This window comes from Actinomadura keratinilytica, from assembly GCF_039539665.1.
GTDB classification, from domain to species: Bacteria; Actinomycetota; Actinomycetes; order Streptosporangiales; family Streptosporangiaceae; genus Spirillospora; species Spirillospora keratinilytica.
On record NZ_BAABDO010000112.1, the window covers coordinates 1 to 22,263 of the forward strand.

The 22,263-nt window shown below is 73.4% G+C and carries 18 protein-coding genes, 2 tRNA genes and 1 pseudogene; 5 read left to right on the plus strand and 16 right to left on the minus strand.

Going from position 1 to position 22,263, the window contains the following annotated elements; translation table 11 throughout:
• Positions 1–275: 275 nt before the first annotated feature.
• Together ABD879_RS26250 and ABD879_RS26255 are read left to right on the plus strand one after the other, a co-directional pair.
• A complete protein-coding gene (locus ABD879_RS26250) occupies positions 276–1,259 on the plus strand; it encodes an ATP-binding cassette domain-containing protein (RefSeq protein WP_345024296.1) in 984 nt (327 codons plus the stop codon).
• Positions 1,256–2,077: an ABC transporter permease gene (locus ABD879_RS26255; protein ID WP_345024297.1), complete on the plus strand. Its 822-nt coding sequence runs from the start codon at positions 1,256–1,258 to the stop codon at positions 2,075–2,077. The genes ABD879_RS26250 and ABD879_RS26255 overlap by 4 nt, the downstream gene beginning before the upstream one ends.
• Positions 2,078–2,189: 112 nt before the next feature.
• Here the strand turns inward: ABD879_RS26255 and ABD879_RS26260 are convergent, their stop codons facing one another.
• Entirely contained in the window at positions 2,190–5,456 is a 3,267-nt protein-coding gene (locus ABD879_RS26260; RefSeq protein ID WP_345024298.1) for an AfsR/SARP family transcriptional regulator, read from the minus strand.
• Between the two features lie 168 nt (positions 5,457–5,624).
• Positions 5,625–6,023 (minus strand): DUF5709 domain-containing protein, encoded by a 399-nt coding sequence (locus ABD879_RS26265; RefSeq protein ID WP_345024299.1) that lies wholly within the window; start codon positions 6,021–6,023, stop codon positions 5,625–5,627.
• 152 nt (positions 6,024–6,175) lie between these two features.
• Here ABD879_RS26265 and ABD879_RS26270 point away from each other — a divergent pair, with 152 nt between their 5' ends.
• A complete protein-coding gene (locus ABD879_RS26270) occupies positions 6,176–7,288 on the plus strand; it encodes a baeRF2 domain-containing protein (protein ID WP_345024300.1) in 1,113 nt (370 codons plus the stop codon).
• Positions 7,289–7,410: 122 nt separating this feature from the next.
• Here the strand turns inward: ABD879_RS26270 and ABD879_RS26275 are convergent, their stop codons facing one another.
• Positions 7,411–9,600 (minus strand): MMPL family transporter, encoded by a 2,190-nt coding sequence (locus ABD879_RS26275; protein ID WP_345024301.1) that lies wholly within the window; start codon positions 9,598–9,600, stop codon positions 7,411–7,413.
• A gap of 202 nt (positions 9,601–9,802) precedes the next feature.
• The gene (locus ABD879_RS26280; RefSeq protein WP_345024302.1) at positions 9,803–10,399 is read right to left on the minus strand and encodes an acyl-CoA-like ligand-binding transcription factor; all 597 of its coding nucleotides are present in this window, start codon (positions 10,397–10,399) and stop codon (positions 9,803–9,805) included.
• A gap of 355 nt (positions 10,400–10,754) precedes the next feature.
• On the opposite strand from ABD879_RS26280, the gene ABD879_RS26285 reads away from it, so the two are divergent.
• Complete coding sequence (locus ABD879_RS26285) at positions 10,755–11,252, plus strand: aldo/keto reductase (protein WP_345024303.1); 498 nt, start codon at positions 10,755–10,757, stop codon at positions 11,250–11,252.
• Between the two features lie 49 nt (positions 11,253–11,301).
• Here ABD879_RS26285 and ABD879_RS26290 read toward each other — a convergent pair.
• The 6 genes from ABD879_RS26290 to ABD879_RS26315 form a co-directional block, all read right to left on the minus strand.
• Positions 11,302–11,374: transfer RNA gene (locus tag ABD879_RS26290), tRNA-Ala, on the minus strand.
• A 925-nt stretch (positions 11,375–12,299) separates the two neighbouring features.
• A tRNA-Ala gene (locus tag ABD879_RS26295) sits at positions 12,300–12,372 on the minus strand.
• 72 nt (positions 12,373–12,444) lie between these two features.
• Positions 12,445–13,101: a histidine phosphatase family protein gene (locus ABD879_RS26300; protein WP_345024304.1), complete on the minus strand. Its 657-nt coding sequence runs from the start codon at positions 13,099–13,101 to the stop codon at positions 12,445–12,447.
• On the minus strand, positions 13,094–13,507 hold the full coding sequence (gene rsfS / locus ABD879_RS26305) for a ribosome silencing factor (RefSeq protein ID WP_345024305.1): 414 nt from the start codon (positions 13,505–13,507) through the stop codon (positions 13,094–13,096). Before rsfS ends, ABD879_RS26300 begins: the two co-directional genes overlap by 8 nt.
• Positions 13,508–13,723: 216 nt before the next feature.
• Positions 13,724–14,326, minus strand: coding sequence for a nicotinate-nucleotide adenylyltransferase (gene nadD / locus ABD879_RS26310; protein WP_345024306.1), 603 nt, complete (start codon positions 14,324–14,326; stop codon positions 13,724–13,726).
• A 50-nt stretch (positions 14,327–14,376) separates the two neighbouring features.
• Positions 14,377–15,684, minus strand: a complete 1,308-nt coding sequence (locus ABD879_RS26315; RefSeq protein WP_345024307.1) for a phenylacetate--CoA ligase family protein — start codon at positions 15,682–15,684, stop codon at positions 14,377–14,379.
• 230 nt (positions 15,685–15,914) lie between these two features.
• Between ABD879_RS26315 and ABD879_RS26320 the strand changes: the two genes are divergently transcribed.
• Positions 15,915–16,937 (plus strand): M48 family metallopeptidase, encoded by a 1,023-nt coding sequence (locus ABD879_RS26320; RefSeq protein WP_378269745.1) that lies wholly within the window; start codon positions 15,915–15,917, stop codon positions 16,935–16,937.
• A 154-nt stretch (positions 16,938–17,091) separates the two neighbouring features.
• Here the strand turns inward: ABD879_RS26320 and ABD879_RS26325 are convergent, their stop codons facing one another.
• The 6 genes and pseudogenes from ABD879_RS26325 to ABD879_RS26350 all read right to left on the minus strand — a co-directional run.
• On the minus strand, positions 17,092–18,393 hold the full coding sequence (locus ABD879_RS26325) for a glutamate-5-semialdehyde dehydrogenase (RefSeq protein WP_345024309.1): 1,302 nt from the start codon (positions 18,391–18,393) through the stop codon (positions 17,092–17,094).
• Between the two features lie 27 nt (positions 18,394–18,420).
• Positions 18,421–19,560: a glutamate 5-kinase gene (gene proB / locus ABD879_RS26330; RefSeq protein ID WP_345024312.1), complete on the minus strand. Its 1,140-nt coding sequence runs from the start codon at positions 19,558–19,560 to the stop codon at positions 18,421–18,423.
• An 84-nt stretch (positions 19,561–19,644) separates the two neighbouring features.
• On the minus strand, positions 19,645–21,042 hold the full coding sequence (gene obgE / locus ABD879_RS26335; protein WP_345024310.1) for a GTPase ObgE: 1,398 nt from the start codon (positions 21,040–21,042) through the stop codon (positions 19,645–19,647).
• A gap of 128 nt (positions 21,043–21,170) precedes the next feature.
• Positions 21,171–21,428 carry a 50S ribosomal protein L27 gene (rpmA, locus tag ABD879_RS26340; RefSeq protein ID WP_345024311.1) on the minus strand — a complete coding sequence of 86 codons (258 nt, stop codon included), beginning with the start codon at positions 21,426–21,428 and terminating at the stop codon, positions 21,171–21,173.
• A gap of 11 nt (positions 21,429–21,439) precedes the next feature.
• Complete coding sequence (gene rplU, locus ABD879_RS26345; RefSeq protein WP_285497217.1) at positions 21,440–21,754, minus strand: 50S ribosomal protein L21; 315 nt, start codon at positions 21,752–21,754, stop codon at positions 21,440–21,442.
• A 297-nt stretch (positions 21,755–22,051) separates the two neighbouring features.
• Positions 22,052–22,263: pseudogene (locus ABD879_RS26350) on the minus strand (hypothetical protein); the annotation flags it as partial.

A 22,263-nucleotide genomic window follows, 5' to 3' on the forward strand; every position in this document is an offset into this window, starting at 1 on the left:
GGCCGTCCGCCGTCTCCGGCGTCCCGCATCCCCTCGGGGCAGAAAGAAGATTAGGCAGTGCCGCGCCCCCCGTCAAATCAAGCCGTCCGGCTTGCCGTCGCCCGCCGCGAACCCCCTGGTCACCGCCTGTTCACCGGGTCGAGCCGCCAACGGTGGCCGGTGCGCGTCAGCGCCGTGTCAGCGCGGACCGGCGCCGTGTCGGTGCCGCGTCAGCGGCCCCGTCGAAGGTGGTCCCGCCAACGGACGAACAACGGCGACCGACCGGAAGGCGGGACATGGCACCGAACTCATACGTGATACGCGCCGAGGGGCTGCGCAAGAGATTCGGGGAGACGCAGGCCCTGGACGGCGTCGATCTGGCGGCGCGCAGGGGCACCGTGCTCGGGGTGCTCGGCCCGAACGGGGCGGGCAAGACCACGGCGGTGCGGGTGCTGGCGACCCTGCTCAAGCCGGATGCGGGACGCGCCGAGGTGTGCGGTTTCGACGTGGTGCGGGACGCCGCGCAGGTGCGCGCGTCGATCGGGCTGACCGGGCAGTACGCCTCGCTGGACGAGGAGCTGACCGGGATGGAGAACCTGGTGATGATCGGCCGGCTGCTGGACTTCGGGCGGGCCGAGGCGCGGGCCCGGGCGCGGGAGCTGCTCGCCGGATTCCGGCTCGAGGAGGCCGCCGGGCGCGCCGTCAAGACGTACTCGGGCGGCATGCGGCGCCGTCTGGACCTGGCGGCGAGCCTGGTCAACCGGCCCCAGGTGATCTACCTGGACGAACCCACGACGGGGCTGGACCCGCGGGCCCGCAACGAGGTGTGGGACACCGTCCGCGCCCTGGTGGACGACGGCGCGACCGTGCTGCTCACCACGCAGTACCTGGAGGAGGCCGACGAGCTGGCGGACCGGATCGCGGTGTTCGACCACGGGCGGGTGATCGCCGAGGGCACGTCCGCCGAGCTGAAGACGCGGATCGGGCGGCAGACGCTGACGGTGCGGGCGGCGGCGCGGCACCGGGTGGCGCAGCTGGCCGCGATCGTCGGCGCGCTGGTCGGTGCCGAGCCCGCGGCGGACGAGACGACGGGGCTGGTCACCGCGCCCGTGACGGACCCGGGTGTGCTGCCGGCCGTGGTCCGGCGGTTGGACGAGGCGCGGATCGCGGTGGCGGAGCTGGCGCTGCGGATGCCGAGTCTGGACGAGGTGTTCCTCACCCTGACCGGGCACGTCGCCGGCGACGGCGCCGAGCGCATCACGGAAGGGAGCGTGGCATGACCGCGATGACGACGGTGGCCGGGGGCGTGCGCACGGAGCCGCCCCGGCGGATCGGTCCGCGCCGGACGCTGCGGCACTCGCTCACGCTGGCCTGGCGCAAAGTGGCCCAGATGCGGCATTCGCCGGACAAGCTGCTGGACTCGACGCTGCTGCCGGTGGTGTTCCTGCTGCTGTTCCTGTACGTGTTCGGCGGGGCGGTGGCCGGTGACACGCACGCCTACCTGCAGCAGTTGCTGCCGGGGCTGGTGGCGCAGATGACGATGTTCGCCATGCTCGGGTTGGGCGTCGCGCTGAACGAGGACATCAAGAAGGGCGTGTTCGACCGGTTCCGCAGTCTGCCGATCTCCCGGTCCGCGCCGTTGACGGGGGCCGTGCTCGGGGAGACGGTGCGGTTCTGCATCACGATGGTGATGCTGGTGGTGACCGGGACGCTGCTGGGGTTCCGGTTCGGCAACGATCCGCTGTCGGTGCTCGCGGCGTTCGGGCTGGCGTACGTGTTCTACCTGGCGGTGTGCTGGATCTCGGTGCTGGTGGGGCTCGTGGCCCCGTCGCCTGAGAGCGTGCAGGGGACGGCGTTCATCTTCGTCATGCCGTTGACGTTCGGCAGCAGCGTGCTCATCGCCGACACCTCCACGATGCCGGGGTGGCTGCAGGCGTGGGCGAAGGTGAACCCGGTGACGCATCTGGCGGACGCCCTGCGCGCACTGATGCTGGGCGGCCCGGTCGGGAACTCGGTGTGGTACACGCTGGCGTGGGCGGCCGGGATCGTCGTGGTGACGTGCCCGCTGGCGATAGGCATGTACGCGCGTCGCGTGTGACCGGGGCGCCCGTCTCCCGGGGTGCGTCGTACAGGACCGTCGGACCTCGCCGTGTGCGCGCGGCGAGGTCCCGGTCTGTTCGCGGTCGGTCCCTGGGGAGGCGTCCCGCCGGTCAGGGGTCGGGGGTCAGGGCGAGGGCGGCTTCGCGGGTGATGCGGCGGCCCTTCTCGTATGCGGCCGTGTACTCGGTCTCGCCGAGGGCGGCGGTGGCGGCGGTCTCGGTCCGGTGGACGTCGAAGCTCGCCTGGTCGTGGTAGCCGTGCAGGGTGCGCGCCGCACCGAGCAGTTCGGCGGCGCGCCGGTGGTCTCCCCGGGCCGAGGCGAGGGCGGCCAGACCTTCGACGAGCGTCGCGACCGACTGGTTGCTCAGCCAGACGGCGTCGCGTGCCACGTCCATGGCGCGTCCGTGCCAGTGCGCCGCGGCCGACAGGTCCCCCTCTTGGGCGGCCAGGCAGCCGAGTTTGCTGAGCGTCAGGGCGGTCACCTGGACGAAGTCCGCGCGGACCATGCGCGGTTCGACCAGCGCGTAGGCCGTGTCCAGCATCCGGCGGGCGGTGGCCGTGTCCCCGGAGCGCCTGCTCAGTTCGCACAGCGCCAGGTAGCCGCCCGCCGCGTCGGCGTGCTCGCCGATCCTCTCCAGGATGCGGACGGCCCGCTCGATCTCTTCGCGGCCGCCTTGGACGTCCCCCATCTGCGCGCGGATGCGGCCCAGGTGCACGCGGAAGGAGGCCCCCTGGTCGGGGTTCACTCCCTGGATGGTGTAGCCGAGGGCCTCCTCCACGAGCCTCAGGGCGGTTTCGGCCTGCCCGCGGGCGAGGGCGACCTGGATCAGGCCGCCGAGCCCGATCTGCATGCCCAGGCGGTCGCCGAGGTCGCGGAAGCCGCGGTATCCGGCCGTCATGTCGGCGAAGGCGGCGTCGATCTCCCCGGAGTACAGGCCGAGTTCGCCGCGCACGACCAGTCCCATGGCACGGGCCCAGGGGTCGGGGTGCCGTTCGATCTCGGCAAGGGACTCTCCGGCGCGGTCGAACCGTCCCGCGACGAGGTGGGAGATGGGTTCGGCCAGGTTGAGCAGGGGGTGGCGGGGGTTGGGCGGCACGAGCGGGAGGATCCGTTCGACGACGTTCCGCATGGCCTCCTGCGTGAAGCCCGGTCTGCTTCTCATCTCGTTGGCCGTGACGGCGAGGAATGTGCAGATGGCGTGCTCTTCCCGCAGGTCGGGCGGGACGGCGTCGCGGGCCAGGTCGCAGATCGCGAGCGGCCAGCCGCCGACCTCCACCTCCAGGTCGCGGACGAACCAGAACCAGGTCATCGCGGCCACCAGCCGCAGTCCGGTGCGCACGTCGCGGGTGTCGACGATGTGGCGCAGCGCGGCCGTGCAGTTGTCGTGCTCGGCGACGAGGCGGGCGATCCAGGTCAGCTGGTCGTGGCCGCGCAGTTCGGGTTCGGCGCGTTCGGCCAGTTCCGTGAAGTAGGCGGCGTGCGCGTCGCGGACCCGGTCGCCCTCGCCGGCCTCGGCGAGGCGTTCGGCCGCGTACACGCGGACGGTCTCCAGCAGCCGGTAGCGGACCTGTGCGGCGCCGTCCGCGATGACCAGCGACTTCTCCACGAGCGAGGCGATGACGTCGAGCACGTCGGCGGCGTCGGGGCCGTCCGGGCCGCCCGCCGCGCACACGCGGACGGCGGCGTCGGGGACGGCGCCGCCGGCGAACACCGACAGGCGGCGCAGGACGGCGCGTTCGTCGCGGTCCAGCAGGTCCCAGCTCCAGTCGACGACGGCGCGCAGGGTGCGGTGGCGGGGCAGGGCCGCGCGGCTGCCGGCGGTCAGCAGCCGGAAGCGGTCGCCGAGGCGGTCGGCGACCTGCGCGGGGGTCAGGGCGCGCATGCGGGCGGCGGCCAGTTCGATCGCCAGCGGGATGCCGTCGAGGGCGCGGCAGATCGCGACGACGGGCGCGGCGGTGGTGTCGTCGACGGTGAAGCCGGGACGGACGGCGGCGGCCCGGTCGGCGAGGAGGCGGACGGAGGCGTGCCGCAGGGCCTCCTTCGCGTCGGCGTCGGGCGGCGGCAGCGGCAGGGACGGCACGGGGCACAGCGACTCGCCGGTGATGCCGAGCGGCTCGCGGCTGGTGGCGAGGATCCGCGTCCGGGGGGCGGCGGCGAGGACGCGGTCCGCCAGTGTCGCCACCGCGTCGACGAGGTGCTCGCAGTTGTCCAGGACCAGGATGGTGTCCCAGGTCGTCAGGGCGTCGGCGAGCCGGTCCAGGGGGCGCGCCGGGGACCGCGTCTCGGGGCCGGGCCGGACGGGGTCGGCCAGGCCGAGGGCGGCGAGCACGGCGGGTGCCACGTCGGCGGCGTCGCTCACCGAGGCCAGCGGGACGAACCAGACCCCGTCGGCCGTGGTGTCCACCAGCGGGGCGGCGGCCTCGCAGGCCAGGCGGGTCTTGCCCGCGCCGCCGGGGCCGGTCAGGGTGACCAGTCGCGACTCGCGCAGCAGCTCGCCGACCCGCCGCGACTCCTCTTCGCGTCCGACGAAGCTGGTGAGCTGGGCGGGCAGGTTGGTGCGGCGCGGGCGCGGCGGCGCGGACGGCCGCGCCGGGGAGCCGTCCGCGGGCCGGTCCGCGGTTTCGGCGCGGGGGACGGATCCGGCGAGGGCGGGGTCGCGGCGCAGGATGGCCAGGTGCAGTTCCGCGAGCTCCGGTGGCGGGTCGATGCCGAGCCGGTCGGCGAGGACCCGGCGCGTCTCCTCGTACACGGTGAGGGCGTCGGCCTGCCGTCCCGCGGCGTACAGCGCGCGCATGAGCTGCCCGCGCAGGCGTTCGCGCAGCGGGTGGGCGACGGTGAGCGCCTGGAGTTCGGGGACGAGGTCGGCCGGGTCGCGGGCGGTCAGGTCGGCCTCGATCCGGTCTTCGATCGCCGCCAGGCGCAGGCCCTCCAGGCGGGCGATGGGGGCGGCGGCGAAGTCGGCGTCGGCGACGTCGGCGAGCGCCGGGCCGCGCCACAGCTCCAGTGCCTCCCGCAGCGCCGCGGCACGTGCGGCCGGGTCGGTGCGGGCGCGTGCGGCGGCGACGCGGCGTTCGAACTCGACGGTGTCGACGTCGCCCGGGGCGACGGCCAGCCGGTAACCGGGCGGTCCGTGTTCGACGAGGTCGCGTCCGACGGCGGCGCGCAGCCGGGACACCAGTGCCTGGAGCGCGCCCGCGCCTCCGTTGGGAGGGGCTCCGTCCCACAGGTCGTCCAGGAGCCGTTCGACCGGTACCCAGCGTCCGGGGTCCACGGCCAGGCGGACCAGTAGGGCGCGTACCCGGGGGCCGTTCAGCGTCACGGCCTGCCCTGTGGCGTCGTCCCGCACGTCGAGCGGGCCGAGTATGCCGATGCGCACGCGGTCCCCCTTCCGGTCGCCATTGTCCTCGGACGGACCGGCTTCTGGAATTGTGCTGTCATACGCCGCGGACCGCGAACCGTACCGGTGTTCTTTGCGGCTCGCGGCGGGGGGCGCGTGACGGCACCCCGGGGGACCGTGCGACGGTCCGCGCCGTCGCGGTCGGGGTCACTCGTCTTCGATGTGCATGGCGCGTTCCTCGGCGGTGAAGCCTCCGCCGTCGTCGCCGACGTCGCGGGCCACGGCGTCCTTCTCGGTGTCGGTGCGGACGCCCTCGTCCTCCTCCACGATGCGTCCGGCGGGCCGGTAGGGCTCGTCGGGGACTTCGGTGACGTCGGGTTCCTCGCGGGCCAGCCGCGTGTCGAGGGGTTCGCCCTCGTGCATCTCCTCCTCGGTCGTCCCGTACTCGTCGAGCGCCATGGGGCGGTCGCCGGGGAGGGGGGCCTCCTGCGGGTCCTGGGCGCGTTGCTGTCCGGGGGTGCCGTCCTGCAGGTCGGGGATGCCCTGGTCCTCGGGACCGGAGGTGTAGCGCCGCTCCGGGTCCCCGCGCGGGTTGTTGTCGGTCATGACGTCCCTCTTCGCCGGTGGTCGTCTCGTCGATTGCCCCGAGCGTTACCCCAAGGGGCGTACATGATTCGTGCTCGGTGCACGGGTAAGGAGCCGGCCCGTGCCGGGCGCTCTTTCACGTTTGACTCGGTCGTCGCGGGTACGGCGGCCGCATGGATCTCACTTTCCTCAAACCGCTGTACCGCCGGCCGGGGCCTTACGCGTCCGTGTACGTGGATCTGACCCGTACCACCGAGGACGCGCCCAAGGCCGCCGAGCTGCGGTGGCGGGCGCTGCGCGCGGACCTGGAGGAGCAGGGGGCGCCGCACGGCACGCTGGGCGCCGTCGAGGAGGCCGTGCTGGCGGAACTGCGCGAGCGCCGCTCCAGCGGGCTGGTGCTGTTCGCGGCGGACGGCGAGGTGGTGCATTCCGATCGGCTGCCCGGCCCGCCGCCCGCCGTGCCGGCCCGGGTGTCGCGGCTGCCGCACGTCCTGCCCTATCTGGCCGCGCGCGGGGAGCCGCTGCCGTACGTGCGGGTGCTGGTGGACCGCCGCGGCGGAGAGATCTGCTGTGTGACCGCGGACGGGAGGCGCCGCGTGTTCGAGGTCGAGGGCGACGAGGAGTATCCGATCCGCAAGACCAAGGCGAGCGACTGGAACCAGTCGCGGTTCCAGCGGGCGGCCGAGATGGTGTGGAAGGCCAACGCCAGGAAGGTGGGCCGCGAGGTGGACGTGGCCGCCCGGCAGTGCGGCGCCGAGGCCGTCGTGGTCGCCGGGGACGTCCAGGCGCGCGGCGCGCTGCTGGAGGAGATCTCCGAGGGGCTGCGCGACCGCACCGTCGAGACCGACCGCGGTTCGCGCGCCGACGGCGCCGACGGGGCCGGGCTGGACGCCGAGGTCGCCCGCATCCTGCAGATCAAGCGGAGCGAGCGGATCGGCGCGGTCGCCGAGCGGTTCGAGCGGGAGCTGGCCAACGGCCAGCGCGCCGTGGCGGGCCTGCCCGCCACCGTTCGGGCGCTGCGCCTCGGCCAGGTGGAGAGCCTGCTGCTGGAGGACGACCCCGACTCCCCCGCCCGGCTGTGGGTGGGGCCCGAGCCCGGGGACGTGGCCATGACCGCCGGGGAACTGCGCGACGCGGGCGTCGCGGACCCCGTGCAGGAGCGTGCCGACGCCGCGCTGATCCGCGCCGCCGCGTGCGCCGACGGCGAGCTGTTCATCGTGCCGCCGGACGACCCGTACGCGGGCCTCGGCGTGGGGGCGGTGCTGCGCTACACCATCGCCGCCTGACCGGTCGGTTTCCGGAAAGGGGTGGTCGCCTGGGCGTTCGGGCGGCGGATGAACGCCCAGGCGACGTCTGGATCGGCCTCCCGGGGTGCGCGCTGTGCCGGCGCACCCCGGGAGGCGCCTGCCTAGCTGCGGCCGGCGGGCTGCGGCTCGCGCCGGTCCGGCGCGCCGGCGGTCCCGTCACCGAGCAGCAGCCGCAGCTTCTCCCCTTCGACGTCGACGTCCGGCAGGATGCGGTCCAGCCAGGACGGCAGCCACCAGGCGGCGCGTCCGAGCAGCGCCATCACCGCCGGGACGATCATCATCCGGACCACGAAGGCGTCGAAGGCCACCCCGGCCGCGAGGGCGAAGCCCATCATCTTGATCATGGATTCGTCGGCCGTGACGAACCCGGCGAACACCGCGATCATGATGACGGCGGCGGCGGTGACGACCCGGGCGCCGTGCCGGAACCCGATGACCACCGCCTCCTTGGGCGCGGCGCCGTGCACGAACTCCTCGCGCATCCGGGTGACCAGGAACACCTGGTAGTCCATGGCCAGGCCGAACACCACCCCGATCAGGAAGATCGGCATGATGCTGATGATCGGACCGGTCTGGTCGACGCCCAGCAGGTCGGCCAGCCAGCCCCACTGGAACACCGCCACCACGGCGCCGAACGTCGCCGCGACCGACAGCAGGAACCCCAGGGTGGCCTTCAGCGGCACCACGATCGACCGGAACACCAGCATCAGCAGGATGAACGCCAGCCCGACGACGACCGCCAGATAGGGCAGCAGCGCGTCCGACAGCTTGTCCGACACGTCGATGGCCATGGCGGTCGATCCGGTGACCAGGACGTCGGCGCCGCCGATGGACGGCAGGGCGCGGATGCGCGCGACGAGGTCCTCGGTGGCCTTGTCGCTCGGCCCGCTCTTGGGCACCACGGTCAGCACGGCGGTGTCCCCGGCGGGGTTGGCGGTCGGGGGCGTCACCGCGGCCACCCCGCCGAGGGCCTGGATGCGGCCGGCGAACTGCTGCGCTGCGGCCGGGGCGTCGCGTCCGTCCACCACGACCATGAGCGGCCCGTTGAACCCGGGGCCGAAACCCTCGCTGAGCAGGTCGTAGGCCTTGCGCTGGGTGGTGTGCGACGGCTTGATCTCGTCGCCGGGCAGGCCGAGCCGCAGGTCCAGCGCCGGTGCGGCCACCACCCCCATGCCGACGACGGCGAGCAGCAGCACCGGCAGGGGGCGCCGGACGACGAACCGCGCCCACCGCTCGCCCATCGGCGCCCTGCCGCCGTCGCCGCCGCGCAGGCCGGGGATGCGGCCGCCCAGCACGCGGTTCCCGGCGAAGCCGAGCAGCGCGGGCAGCAGGCTGAGTGCGATGAGCACGGCCACCGCGACGGCGAACCCGGCGGCGATCCCCATCTCGGTGAGGATCGGGATGTTCACCACGGCCAGCCCGACCAGCGCGATGATGACCGTCAGCCCGGCGAACACCACCGCCGAGCCCGCGGTGCCCACGGCGCGGCCGGCGGCCTCCTCGCCGTCGCGTCCCTCCCGCAGCTCGTGCCGGTAGCGGGACACGATGAACAGGGCGTAGTCGATCGCCACGGCCAGGCCCAGCATCAGCGCGAGCGTGGGCGTGGTGGAGCTCATGTCGACCAGGCCGGTCGCGGCGGTGATGCCCGCCATGGCGATGCCGACGCCGAGGATCGCGTTGAGCAGCGGCAGCCCGGCCGCGATCAGCGACCCGAACGTGATCATCAGCACCACGGCGGCGACGATCAGCCCGATGACCTCGGTGGCGCTCTGCTCGGGCATGCCCTCGGTGGCGGGGCCGCCCATCTCGACGGTCAGCCCGGCGGCGCGTCCCGGCTCGCCGGCCTTCATGAGCGCGTCGCGCGCCTCCTCGGTGACGTCGATGGCGGTCACCCGGTAGGTGACCTGGGCGTAGGCGATCCTGCCGTCCGGGGAGACCGCCCTGGCCTGGTACGGGTCGACGACGTTCGCCACCTGCGGGGCGGTCCGCAGCCTGGCGATCACCTGCCGGACGGCGGCCTGGTTCGCGCCGCCGGTCAGCGTGCCGCCCTCGGGGGCGGCGAACACCACGCGCGCGGTCGCCGCGTCCGCCGACACCTGGGGCATGCGCTTTTTCAGGATGTCGATCGTGCGCTGCGACTCGGTGCCGGGCATGGAGAAGTCGCTGGTGGTCGGCCCGCTCAGCGTGGCGGCGCCGACGCCGAACAGCACCAGCAGCCCCACCCAGAGCAGGGCGACGAGCCTTCGCCGCCGGTAGGAGAACCGGGCGAGCCGATACAGGAACGTGGCCATGCGAATCCCAATCGATGACTAATCGGTCACGATCAGCTGCCGGAGGGCGGGTCCCCTGCGACGGCAGCGCACCACCTACGGGCGGGTGGCGAGACCGCCTGACGGAGGGCTGGGGCCCGTCAGACGCGAGCGGGGAGAGGGTGGGATGGCCGTCAGCGGGGGTACGGCCGCCGGCCTGACGGCAGGGCCGGCGCCGCAGGGCTCAGGGGGTCGGAAGCCCGGCGCGCAGCCGGGCGAAGGCGTCCTCGAACAACTCGGTGATGTCCGTGTCGGTCTTCCCTTCCGTCCACAGGTCCAGCACGACGCGGATCGCCAGGCCGACGGCCCCCGCCATGAGCCGGGGGTACAGGTCGCGCTTCGCGTCGGTTCCGGTGCGTTCGGCAACGGCCGCGCACAGCTCCTCCTGCAGCTCCGCGAAGCCGCGCATGTGCCAGGCGAGCAGCGCGGGCTCGTCCTTGATGACGTGCAGCAGCGGGAGGGTCTCCTCCAGGTGGCCGACGGACTGCAGCAGCTCCACGACGGCATGGCGCAGCGACTCCCAGACCGGCTCGTCGGCAGGCCGGGCCCGCACCGCGTCGATCAGCTCCCGCACCCCGTCCACCAGCGGCGCGACGATCGCCTCCTCCTTGCCGGGGAAATAGTTGTGGAACGTCCGCGGCGAGACGCCCGCCTCGTCGGCGATCGCCTCGACCGTGACACCCTCCACGCCCCGCGCCAGCACCAGCTGCACCGCCGCCCGGACCAACGCCTCCCGGGTCGCGGCCTTCTTGCGCTCGCGCAGGCCCATTTCCACCGCCATGCCCCAACCGTACGACGAACTTGCACAACCCGCAAAACTTCATGAACTGCCAACTTGCGTGATCTGCATCACCCGGCCGCCCGCCTCCCCTGTCCAGCGCCCCACTGCCCGCCGGCGCGGAGATTCCACGTTGCGCGGGCACTCCCCCGTCAGGCCCGACCGGCGCGCACATCCACCGGTAGAACTGCAGCTGCGGGTGCACGGGGTTGAGTCGGCACACCCCCGTCCCGGATGAGGTGACCTCCGCACGGGCACCGTGCGGTCCTCGATCCGCATGTCCGAGATGTCCGGCGGCGTCGCACCGGCCGACCACCACGGCACCGATCACCCTTGACGACGAAAAGATCGGCACGGTGTGGCCGGCGTCCGGCGCCCGTCACAGCGCCTGCCGCCGGCGCGTACCGGACGGCGGCTCAGACGGCGGAGTCAAGTCGACCGCGGCGCGGCCTGCACCGGTCGCGCGGGAGCCGGACGTCGCCGTCGCGGTGCCAGTGCGACCGGTCGTCGCAGGCGCCGACGGACTCCAGGCCGCAGGGGCGTCGTGGCCGCCGACGGGGACCTGGCCGAACACGCCCTGGACGTGGCCGACACGGTGCGGGACGCCGCCACCGAGATGGGCCGGACGCCACCGCAGGTCGCGATCGCCTGGACGCTGCTCAACCCGGCCGTCACCGCACCGATCATCGGTGCCCGCACGCCGGCCCGGCTGGAGGACAACCTGGGGGCCCTGGAGGTCACCTTCACCGACGACCAGCGGGCCGCCCTGGAGAAGGTCGGCGAGATCGAGCTGGGGCAGTTGCCCATACCGCGCAGCGTCCTCTTCGGCGGCGCCCGCATCGAATCCCGCGCCTGACACGCGAAACGCCCTCGTCTCACCGAGACGAGGGCGTTCCCACTACGAGTGGAGCTATGGGGATTCGAACCCCAGACCTCCTCCATGCCATGGAGGCGCGCTACCAACTGCGCCATAGCCCCGGACGTCGGTCCGACCGACCAACGAAAAGCTTAGTGCACTCGGGACACCACTCGCGCCACATATATCCCCTCGCCGCCCCGAAGCAGCCCTCGTGCCCCACACCGCAACGCCCCGCTGCCCAAACCGGCCGTGCCTGCCCCAACTCCCCGATGATTCTCATGCGCCACCCATGCCAGGCCGATGGCCCGCAGCAGCGCGGTGGCCAGGCCGCCCCGGCATGGAGGTGACGGCCGAGCGTGGGTGTGGGCGGCGATGCCGTACCTCACTTCACATCGAGCCGGTTGATGCGGTGTTCGTCCGCGTCGGGCTGTCGGCGGGGCAGGCGTCCGCCCCCCGGTCCGCAGCGGGCGGCGGACGCCCCGATGGCCGCCCCGGTCGCACAGCTGATCCTCAAGATCCCCCCGGGCATGGCGGGTGGCCCTGCCGCGTCGTCGCTCAAGCCGGTCGATGACGTTGCGGCCCGGCGGCGCCGTAGAGCCGCACAGACGGCGGCCGCCCCAACCACCAGGATCCACGGGTCTGAAAAGCATGGCCCCACGAGGTGAGCGAAGCTCACCAACCCCCACCGACCCGCACCCAACCAACAAGCACCCCACGAGAAGGGGGCAAGGGGCGAAGCCCCAACCACGAAGTGAGCGAAGCTCACCAACCCCCACCGACCCGCACCCAACCAACAAGCACCCATGAGAAGGGGGCAAGGGGCGAAGCCCCAACCCCCAGAGACTCGCACCCAACCACCAAGCGATCACAACAAGGGGGGCAAGGGGCGAAGCCCCAAAAAACATCCGCGGGCCTGCGCGGCCGCCGCGGCGAGCGTTCTACGCGAGCCGCACTCGGGGGGTCCGGGGGGTCGCCCCCCCGGGAGAAACGACGAGGGAGAGGCGGCCCGCGCTTTCTGCGGGCACACCTCTCCCATCTCCCGAGTGGAGCTATGGGGATTCGAACCCCAGACCTCCTCCATGCCATGGAGGCGCGCTACCAACTGCGCCATAGCCCCGCCACTGCGTGGACGTTCATCCCGCAGCGCTCCGCCAGTGTATAGGAACAGGGGCGGTGGTCTCGAATCGATTCAGGTGCCGTTGTCGGTGCGGTCGTCGCTGAGGACGGGTTCGGGGAGGGTGCCGGCGTTGTGCTCGGCCAGGCGCCAGCCGCCGTTGCGCCGTTCGGCGAGGACGGACCAGCAGCAGTTGGACAGGCCGCCGATGCCGTCCCAGACCTCTTCGGGGAGGCCGAGCATCTGGCACATGCCGAGGCGGATGGCGGCACCGTGGGAGGCGACGACGAGCAGCCCGTCGGGGGGCAGGTCGTCGGCGGCGCGTTCGAGGGCGGCGCTGACGCGCTTGCCGACCTGGGCCGCGGTCTCGCCGCCGGGGGGCTGCCAGACGGCGCGTTCGGCCGGGTAGCGTTCCCTGATCTCTTGGCCGGTGAGGCCCTCCCAGGCGCCGCCGTGCCGTTCGACCAGGTCGGGGTCGTGCCGGACGGGCAGGCCGGTGAGGGCGGCCAGGGCGTCGGCGGTGCGGGCGGCGCGTTGCAGGGGCGAGGCCAGGATCGCGGTGGGGCGCAGCGCCGCCAGCAGCCTGGCCGCGCGTTCGGCCTGCCGGACCCCGGTCTCGTCGAGGGGGATGTCGGTGCGGCCCTGGAAGCGGTTCTCGACGTTCCAGCGGGTCTGGCCGTGGCGCCAGAGGACGAGGGTGCGTTTGCCGGGGGTCCTGCGGGGTTCAGTCACGCGGGCTCCCCACGGCGCGGGGACGCTGGGCGGCGTGGGCGTTGATGCTCTCGGGCAGTTCGATGAGGGGGCAGTCCTTCCACAGCCGTTCCAGGCTGTAGTAGACGCGGTCCTCCTCGTGCTGGATGTGCACGATGACGTCGATGTAGTCGAGCAGCACCCAGCGGCCCTCGCGTTCGCCCTCGCGGCGGACGGGTTTGGCGTCGGCGTCCTCGCGCAGGCGCTTTTCGATCTCGTCGACGATGGCGCGGACCTGCCGGTCGTTGGGCGCCGAGCACAGTACGAAGGCGTCGGTGATGACCAGCTGCTCGCTGACGTCGTAGGCAAGGATGTCGTCGGCCAGCTTGTCGCTCGCCGCCTCGGCGGCGAGCCGGACCAGCTGCACGGCCCTGTCGGATGCGGTCACGATGCGCTCGCGATCCTCCCTGTCGGGGACGGTTCCCGGGTACAGCCTCTCACGGACGGTGGGAACGGGCCCCGGTCGTTGTCGTGTCCCGGTGCGGCCAGGTCCTCCGGCACCGGGCGGTCTCTCTTCAGGGTATGGTCCGGGCCGCGCCGCGGGGAAACCGATATCGGGTGATGTCCGGGCAGGCCACGGCGGCGGCCCGGTCAGGCGGTCCGGTCAGGCGGCCTGGTCGTGGTACAGGGCGCGCTTGTTGATGTACTGGACGATCCCGTCCGGCACCAGGTACCAGATCGGCTCGCCGGCGCGGACCCGGTCCCGGCACTCGGTGGAGGAGATCGCCAGGGCGGGCACCTCCATGAGGCTGACCCGGCCGTCGGGCAGTCCCGGGTCGGCCAGCTTGTGCCCGGGGCGGGTGCAGCCGATGAAGTGCGCCAGCTCGAACAGCTCCTCGGCGTTGTGCCAGGTGAGCATCTTGCTGAGGGCGTCGGCACCGGTGATGAAGAACAGTTCGGTGTCGGGGCCGTGCAGGCGGCGCATGTCGCGCAGGGTGTCCACGGTGTAGGTGGGGCCGGGGCGGTCGATGTCGATCCGGCTGACCGAGAAGCGGGGGTTGGACGCGGTGGCGATCACCGCCATGAGGTAGCGGTCCTCGGCGGGGGTGATCAGACGGCCCTCCTTGTGCGCCGAGCGGCCGGTGGGCACGAACACCACCTCGTCGAGCGAGAAGACGTGGGCGACCTCGCTGGCGGCCACCAGGTGGCCGTGGTGGATGGGGTCGAACGTGCCGCCCATGATCCCCAGTCGCCGCTTTTGCGTCATGGCGACGAGAATAGCCAGCGATGGGGGTCTTCGAATCCCCCGGGGGGCGGTCAGGTGGCCGTCAGCGGCCGGTCCAGGCCCGGGATGGGGGGTTCGCCGGACTCCCATGTGACGACCCGCACCGCCTTGCCGATCTCCACGCGCGGGACGGCGCCCACGGGCAGGGCGCGCACCTCGGCGGTCAGGCCGATCTCGGCGCGCAGCAGCTTGGCCAGCTCGGCGGACGCCGCCGCGCCCGCGTGCGGCTCGCATGCCACGATCAGCCGGGCGGCGGGTCGGCGGCGGTCGACGACGAGCTGGTAGTGCGGGCCGACCAGGCCGGACGCCAGCAGCACCCGCTCCACCTCGCTGGGGTAGACGTTGACGCCGCGGATCACCAGCATGTCGTCGGCGCGGCCGGTGACCTTGCTCATCCGCGCCAGCGTCCGGCCGCAGCCGCAGGGGCCGCGGGTGAGGGAGGCGATGTCGCCGGTGCGGTAGCGCAGCAGCGGAAGCGCCTGCTTGGTGGGGGTGGTGAACACCAGTTCGCCGGGCTGCCCGTCGGCGCACGGTTCGCCGGTCCGCGGGTCGATCGTCTCGACGATGAAGTGGTCCTCGTTGACGTGCAGGCCGTTCTGCTCCAGGCATTCGGCGGCCACGCCCGGCCCGATGACCTCCGACAGGCCGTAGATGTCCAGGGCCTTGACCGGCAGGACGGCCTCGATGGCGGTGCGCATCTCCTCCGACCACGGCTCGGCGCCGAACACCCCGGCGCGCAGCGACGACAGGTCCGCGCCGGCCTCGGCGGCCGCCTCGCCCAGCCGCAGCGCGTAGGCGGGCGTGCAGGTCAGGATGTCGGGACGCAGGTCGGCGATCATGCGGATCTGCCGTTCGGTCATCCCGCCCGACATGGGCACCACGGTGGCGCCGAGCGCGACCGCGCCCTGGTGGATGCCGATGCCGCCGGTGAACAGTCCGTACCCGTAGGCGTTGTGGACCAGGCTGCCGGGTCCGGCGCCCGCGCAGGCCAGGGACCGGGCGCACATCGCCGCCCACAGCTCCAGGTCGGCGCGCGTGTAGGCGACGAGGGTGGGCCGTCCGCGGGTGCCGCTGGACCCGTGCACGGCCGCGATCTGGTCGCGGGGCACGGCCAGCATGCCGAACGGGTAGGCGTCCCACAGGTCCTGCTTGGTGGTGTGGGGCAGCCGCGGCAGGTCGGCGAGGGTGACGTCGGCGCCGCGTTCGATCCCGGCCTCGCGGAGGCGCCGGCCCTGCACGCCGTCGGCCGCCAGGAGCCGGTCGATCAGGCCCCGCAGGCGGTTCCGCTGCAGCGCGGCCCGCTCGTCGGTGGACATGGCTTCGGCCTTCGGATCGAACATCGCGCCTCCTCGCGCCGCGCCCGCTTGGTGATCCGCATTTCAATCCCGGTCGGCGCGGGGCGCAACCCCCTGGCGTGACCGGGTTCTGCCCGGCCTGTCCCAGACGGGGCCCGGGGCGGGGGGACGCCGGACGCGCCGGAAAGGTTCGCGGCCGCCGCCGGACGCGGCCGGCCGGCGATCTACGCGGGAACCCGGGGGCGGCGGCGTTCGTCGGACTTACCATGCCGGATATGACGACGAAGACACCGGACCGAGCGCGTACACGCTTTCCGGGGATCAGTTCCCGTGCCTACGAACACCCGGCGGACCGTTCGGCGCTGGTGGCGCTGCGCTCGCTGACCGGGTTCGACGTCGTTCTGCGACGGCTGTCGGGGCTGTTCAACGAGCGGGCGATCCGCCTGGCGTTCCTCGGCGGGGCGGTGCGGGCCGGCGACAACCAGTTCCGCCACCTGCACGACATGGTGCGCGACGCCGCCTACATCCTGGACCTGCCGGAGGTCCCCGAGATCTACGTGCAGCAGTCGCCGCAGCCCAACGCCATGGCGATCGGGTCCGACCACCCGTTCATCGTGGTCAACACCGGGCTGCTGGACCTGCACGACGACGAGGAGCTGCGGTTCGTCATCGGGCACGAGGTCGGGCACATCCTGTCCGGCCACGCGGTATACCAGACCATGATGATGATCCTGACCCGGCTGGGCGCGCGGCTGGCGTGGCTGCCGCTGGGCAACATCGGCATCGCGGCGATCATCATGGGGCTGCAGGAGTGGTTCCGCAAGGCCGAGCTGTCGGCCGACCGGGCGGGGCTGCTGGCCGGGCAGGACCTCGACGCGGCCAGGCGCACGATGATGAAGATGGCCGGCGGCACCCGCCTGGCGGAGATGAACACCGAGGCGTTCCTGGCGCAGGCCCGCGAGTACGACGCGGCCGGGGACGTCCGCGACGGGTTCCTGAAGTTCCTGAACCTGCTGAACCTCACCCACCCCTACCCGGTCATCCGGTTCGCCGAGATCGACCGGTGGGCGTCGGGCGGCGAGTACGAGCGGATCCTGGGCGGCGACTACCCGCGCCGCGAGGACGACGGCAGCGCCTCGATCTCCGAGGAGATCCGCAACGCGGCCAACGCCTACCGCGAGTCGTGGTCGCAGAGCGCCGACCCGTTCATCGGCAAGGTCCGCGACATCGCCGAGGGCGCCGCGTCCGCGGCCGGCGGCCTGTTCGAGCGGGTCACCCGCCGGGGCGGCGGTTCCTGACCCGACCCTTGGCACGGCGGCCCGCGGGGGTTCGGGCCGGCCGGCATGGCCGAGCGGGCGCGCAGCGTCGGCGGGACGCTGCGGGCCGCACGGCGGGTTCGTCGTCGGCGCCGAACCGCCGCTGGGGCGCCGCGCAGGGCGCCGAGCGGCGGCCTCAGGAGGCGGGCGGGGTCTGCCCCTTCAGGTGGCCCTCGCCGGTCACCACGTACTTGGTGGACGTCAGCTCCGGCAGCCCCATGGGGCCACGGGCGTGCAGCTTCTGGGTCGAGATGCCGATCTCGGCGCCGAAGCCGAACTCCTCCCCGTCGGTGAAGCGGGTGGAGGCGTTGACCATGACCGCGGCCGAGTCGACCGTCGCCACGAACCGGCGGGCCGCCTGCTGGGAGCCGGTGACGATCGCCTCGGTGTGCCCGGAACCGTACTCGCGGATGTGCGCGACCGCCTCGTCCAGGGAGTCGACGACGCGGACGGCGAGGTCCAGCGACAGGTACTCGGCGTACCAGTCGTCCTCGGTGGCGGGGACGACGCCGTCGTGGCCGTGGCGGGCCGCGCAGTCGCGGACCCGCTCGTCGCCGTGCACGGTGACGCCCTTGGCGCGCAGCGCGTCCAGCACCCGCGGCAGGAACTCCTCGGCGACGGCCTCGTGCACCAGCAGCGTCTCGGCGGCGTTGCACACCGACGGCCGCTGGGTCTTGGCGTTGACGGCGATCTCGACCGCCATGTCCAGGTCGGCCCAGGCGTCCACGTACACCGCGCAGTTGCCGACCCCCGTCTCGATCACCGGGACGGTCGACTCCTCCACCACCGAGTTGATCAGCGACGCGCCGCCGCGCGGGATCAGCACGTCCACCAGGCCGCGCGCCCGCATCAGGTGCCGGACCGACTCGCGGCTGGTGCCGGGCACGAGCTGGACCGCCTCCGGCGGCACCGCCGTGCCGGCCAGCGCCTCCTGCATCACCCGCACCAGCACCGTGTTGGACTCGACCGCCGACGACGAGCCGCGCAGCATCACCGCGTTGCCGCTCTTGAGGCACAGCGCGGCGGCGTCCACGGTGACGTTGGGGCGGCCCTCGTAGATGATGCCGACCACGCCCAGCGGCACCCGGATCTGCCGCAGCTCCAGCCCGTTGGGCAGGACGCTGCCGCGCACCGTCTCGCCGACCGGGTCGGGCAGCGCGGCGACCTTGCGGACCGCCTCGGCGACCGCCGCGATCCGCTCGGTCGACAGGCTCAGCCGGTCGATCATGTACTCGGAGGTGCCCGCCTCCCGGGCCCGCGCCACGTCGCCGGCGTTGGCCTTGACGATCTCGGGCGCGGCGGCGGTCAGCCCGTCGGCGATCGCGTGCAGGGCCGCGTCCTTGGCGGCGCGCGGCAGCGGCGCCAGCGTCGCCGTGGCGCCCTTGGCCAGCCGCGCCACGCGCAGGAACTCCTCGCGCTCCCGGTCCTGCTCACCCATCACCGGCTCCTCACTGTCCAGGTTCGGTCACACGTCCAGGATCACGAGATCGTCGCGGTGGATGATCTCGCGTTGGTATTCGGGGCCCAGCTCGCGGGCCAGCCACCGGGTGGAGCGGCCCATGAGGTCGGGGATCTCCCCCGCGTCGTAGTTCACCAGTCCGCGCGCCACCACGCGGCCGTCCGCGCCGCACAGGTCCACCGGGTCGCCCGCGGCGAAGTCGCCCTGCACGCCGGTCACCCCGGCGGGCAGCAGCGACTTGCGGCGCTTGACGACGGCCTCGACCGCGCCCGCGTCCAGGATGATGCGGCCCTGCCCGGTGGTGGCGTGCGCCAGCCACAGGTGCCGGGTGGACATGCGGCTCTCCCGGGACGGGTGGAAGTACGTCCCGACGGGCTCTCCGGCCAGGGCGTGCGCGGCGGACGCGGCGTTGGTCAGCACCACCGGCACGCCCGCGATCCGCGCCGCCTCGATCTTGGTGATCATGCCGCCGGTGCCGACCTTGCGCGTCTGGTTCGGCCCGCCGAGGCGGATGCCCTCGAGGTCGGCGGGTTCGCGGACCTGTTCGACGCGGCGGGCGCCGGGGCGGCGCGGGTCGCCGGTGTAGAGGGCGTCCACGTCCGACAGCAGCAGCAGGGCGTCGGCGCGGGTCAGGTGGGCGACCAGCGCGGCCAGCCGGTCGTTGTCGCCGAACCGGATCTCGTCGGTGGCCACCGTGTCGTTCTCGTTGACGATCGGCACGATGCCCAGGGCGAGCAGCTGGTCCAGGGTGCGCTGGGCGTTGCGGTGCTGGGCCCGGCGGATCATGTCGGTGGGGGTGAGCAGCACCTGCCCGACCGTCAGCCCGTACCGGGCGAACGAGGAGGTGTAGCGGGCGATCAGCAGGCCCTGGCCCACGCTGGCCGCGGCCTGCTGCAGCGCCAGGTCGGACGGGCGGCGCGCCAGGCCCAGCGGGCCGAGGCCGGCGGCGATCGCGCCGGACGAGACGAACACGATCTCCCCGCCCGCGGCGCGCCGGGCGGCCAGCACGTCGACCAGCGCGTCCACCCGGTCGGCGTCGATGGTGCCGAGCGGAGTGGTCAGCGAGGACGACCCCGCCTTCACCACGATCCGCCGGGCCCGGGCGAACGCCTCACGCGCCCGCGCGAGCTCGTCGCCGGCCGTCATCACGGCGCTGCGGTCGCTGCTCATGCTCTCCCTTGCCGATGGAGCCGAATGGTGGTTCACGTCGCGGGTGGTCGGGTCTGCGGGTCAGCGGCCGTCGAGGCGGCTGTCGGTGCCGCGCGGGCCGTGCCCGGGGCCGCCGCCGGCGGGCACGTCCGGCTCCCAGTCGAAGACGACCGAGTCGTCCGGGGTGCCGATCAGCACGGTGGCGCCCGCGGCCGCGCCCGCCTCGGCCAGCGCCTCCTCCACGCCCAGCCGGGCCAGCCGGTCGGCCAGGTAGCCCACCGCCTCGTCGTTGGTGAAGTCGGTCTGGCGCAGCCAGCGCACCGGCTTCTCCCCGGTGATCAGGTAGGTGTTGCCCCCCATGTCCTTGATCTCGAAGTCGGCGCCGCCGACCGGGCGCGGCCGGATCACCAGGCGGGTCGGTTCGGCCGGGGGCAGCGCCGCCCGGTACGCCTTCACCATCTCCGCCAGCGCGAACGTCAGCTCGCGCAGCCCTTCGTGGCTGGCCGCCGACACCTCGAACACCTTCAGGCCGCGCTTCTCGAACTCGGGCCGCACCAGTTCGGCCAGGTCGCGGGCGTCCGGCACGTCCACCTTGTTCAGCACGACCAGGCGGGGCCGGTCCGCCAGCGGGGTGTCGCCCAGCTCGCGGTCGTAGGCGGCCAGCTCCCGCTCGATCACCTCGAAGTCGCTGACCGGGTCGCGGCCCGGCTCGGGCGTCGCGCAGTCCAGCACGTGCGCCAGGGTGGAGCAGCGCTCGATGTGCCGCAGGAACGCATGGCCCAGGCCGCGGCCCTCGCTGGCGCCCTCGATCAGTCCGGGGACGTCGGCGACGGTGAACGTGGTGTCGCCCGCCTCGACCACGCCCAGGTTCGGCACCAGCGTGGTGAACGGATAGTCGGCGATCTTGGGGCGGGCCGCGGACATCGCCGCGATCAGCGACGACTTGCCCGCGCTGGGGAAGCCGACCAGCGCCACGTCCGCGACGCTCTTGAGTTCGAGCACCACCTCGCGTTCCTCGCCGGGCTCGCCGAGCAGCGCGAACCCGGGCGCCTTGCGCTTGGCCGAGGCCAGCGCGGCGTTGCCGAGGCCGCCGTGCCCGCCCCGCGCGATGACGAAGCGGGTGCCCTCTCCCACCAGGTCGGCCAGCACGTTGCCGTCGCGGTCCTTGACGACCGTGCCGTCCGGCACGCGCAGCTCCACGTCCTCGCCGTTGGCGCCGGTGCGGTGCCCGCCCTGCCCGGGACGCCCGTTGGGCGCCTTGCGGTAGGGGCGGCGGTGGTATTCCAGCAGGCTGGCGGTGCCGGAGTCCACGCGCAGGACCACGTCTCCGCCGCGGCCGCCGTTGCCGCCGTCGGGGCCGCCGAGCGGCTTGAACTTCTCCCGGTGGATCGAGGCGCAGCCGTGGCCGCCGTGCCCCGCGACGACGTGCAGCACCACACGGTCGACGAACTGCGCGCCCTGCTGGGGGGCTGCGGCCATGGTGTCTCTCCTACGGCTGGACGGCTGCGGCTGGACGGGGCGCCGGGGTGGTAGGCGTGCCCCGGTAACGAAGGAAGGGGCGGACCGCGTTCGGTCCGCCCCTTTCACCAACGTCGCTGTGCGGCGGACTACTCCGCCGACGGGACGACGCTCACCGCGTTGCGGCCGCGGTAGCGCCGGAACTGCACGGTGCCCGCGACGAGCGCGAACAGCGTGTCGTCACCGCCGCGCCCGACGCCGGGCCCGGGGTGGAAGTGGGTGCCGCGCTGGCGGACCAGGATCTCGCCGGCGTTCACCAGCTGGCCGCCGAAGCGCTTGACACCCAGGCGCTTGGAGGTCGAGTCGCGACCGTTGCGGCTGGACGACGCGCCCTTCTTGTGTGCCATGTGACCGCTCCTTACTTCCCGGCCTTGATACCGGTGATCTTGACCTGGGTGTACGGCTGGCGGTGCCCCATCCGCCGCTTGTACCCGGTCTTGCTCCGGTAGTGCATGATGTTGATCTTGGGGCCCTTGACCGCGCCGAGAATCTCGGCGGTCACCTCGTAGTTGGCCAGGTCGGCCTTGGAGCTGACGACGTTGTCGCCGTCGACCACCAGCACGGCCGGGAACGTGACCGTCGAGCCGACCTCGCCGGCCAGCTTGTCGACGGTGAGCACGTCGCCCGTGGCCACCTTCTCCTGCCTGCCGCCTGCGCGGACAATCGCGTACACCGCGGAAACCCTTCGTTAGCGCGCGCTTCCGGAATGAACCGGTCCCACACGTGGTCTTCCACCAGCCCTCGGATGAGGGCCTACCCCCGGCCGGAACCGGAGGCGGCACACCGGGGCTTGGACCCGGTGCTCTGTGCTTGGACCCCGCCGGACGAGCGGGGGACGCACGTCCCGACCCCACGGGTTCGGGGTGCGAAGCCGAACGACGCGCTCGCACGCGCCGAAGTCCAAGGGTACCGGATGCCCGGACCGGAGCGCGAACCACGCGCTCCGGTCCGGGCATCCGGCCCGGCGCCGCTACTCGGCGTCGGCCTGCCCGGCGTCGCCCGCGCCGACCTCGGCCTTCGCCCGGGTCCGGCGGGTGCGGCGGCGACGGCCGTTGGCCCCGGTGGGCGCCTCTTCGCCGTCCTCGGCGGCCGCGGGCCGCTCGCCGTCGGCGGCGGGCTGCACGGCCACCGGCGCCGCCGCGGCCGCCTCCGCGGCCACGGCGGTCTCCGGAGCCCCGGCGG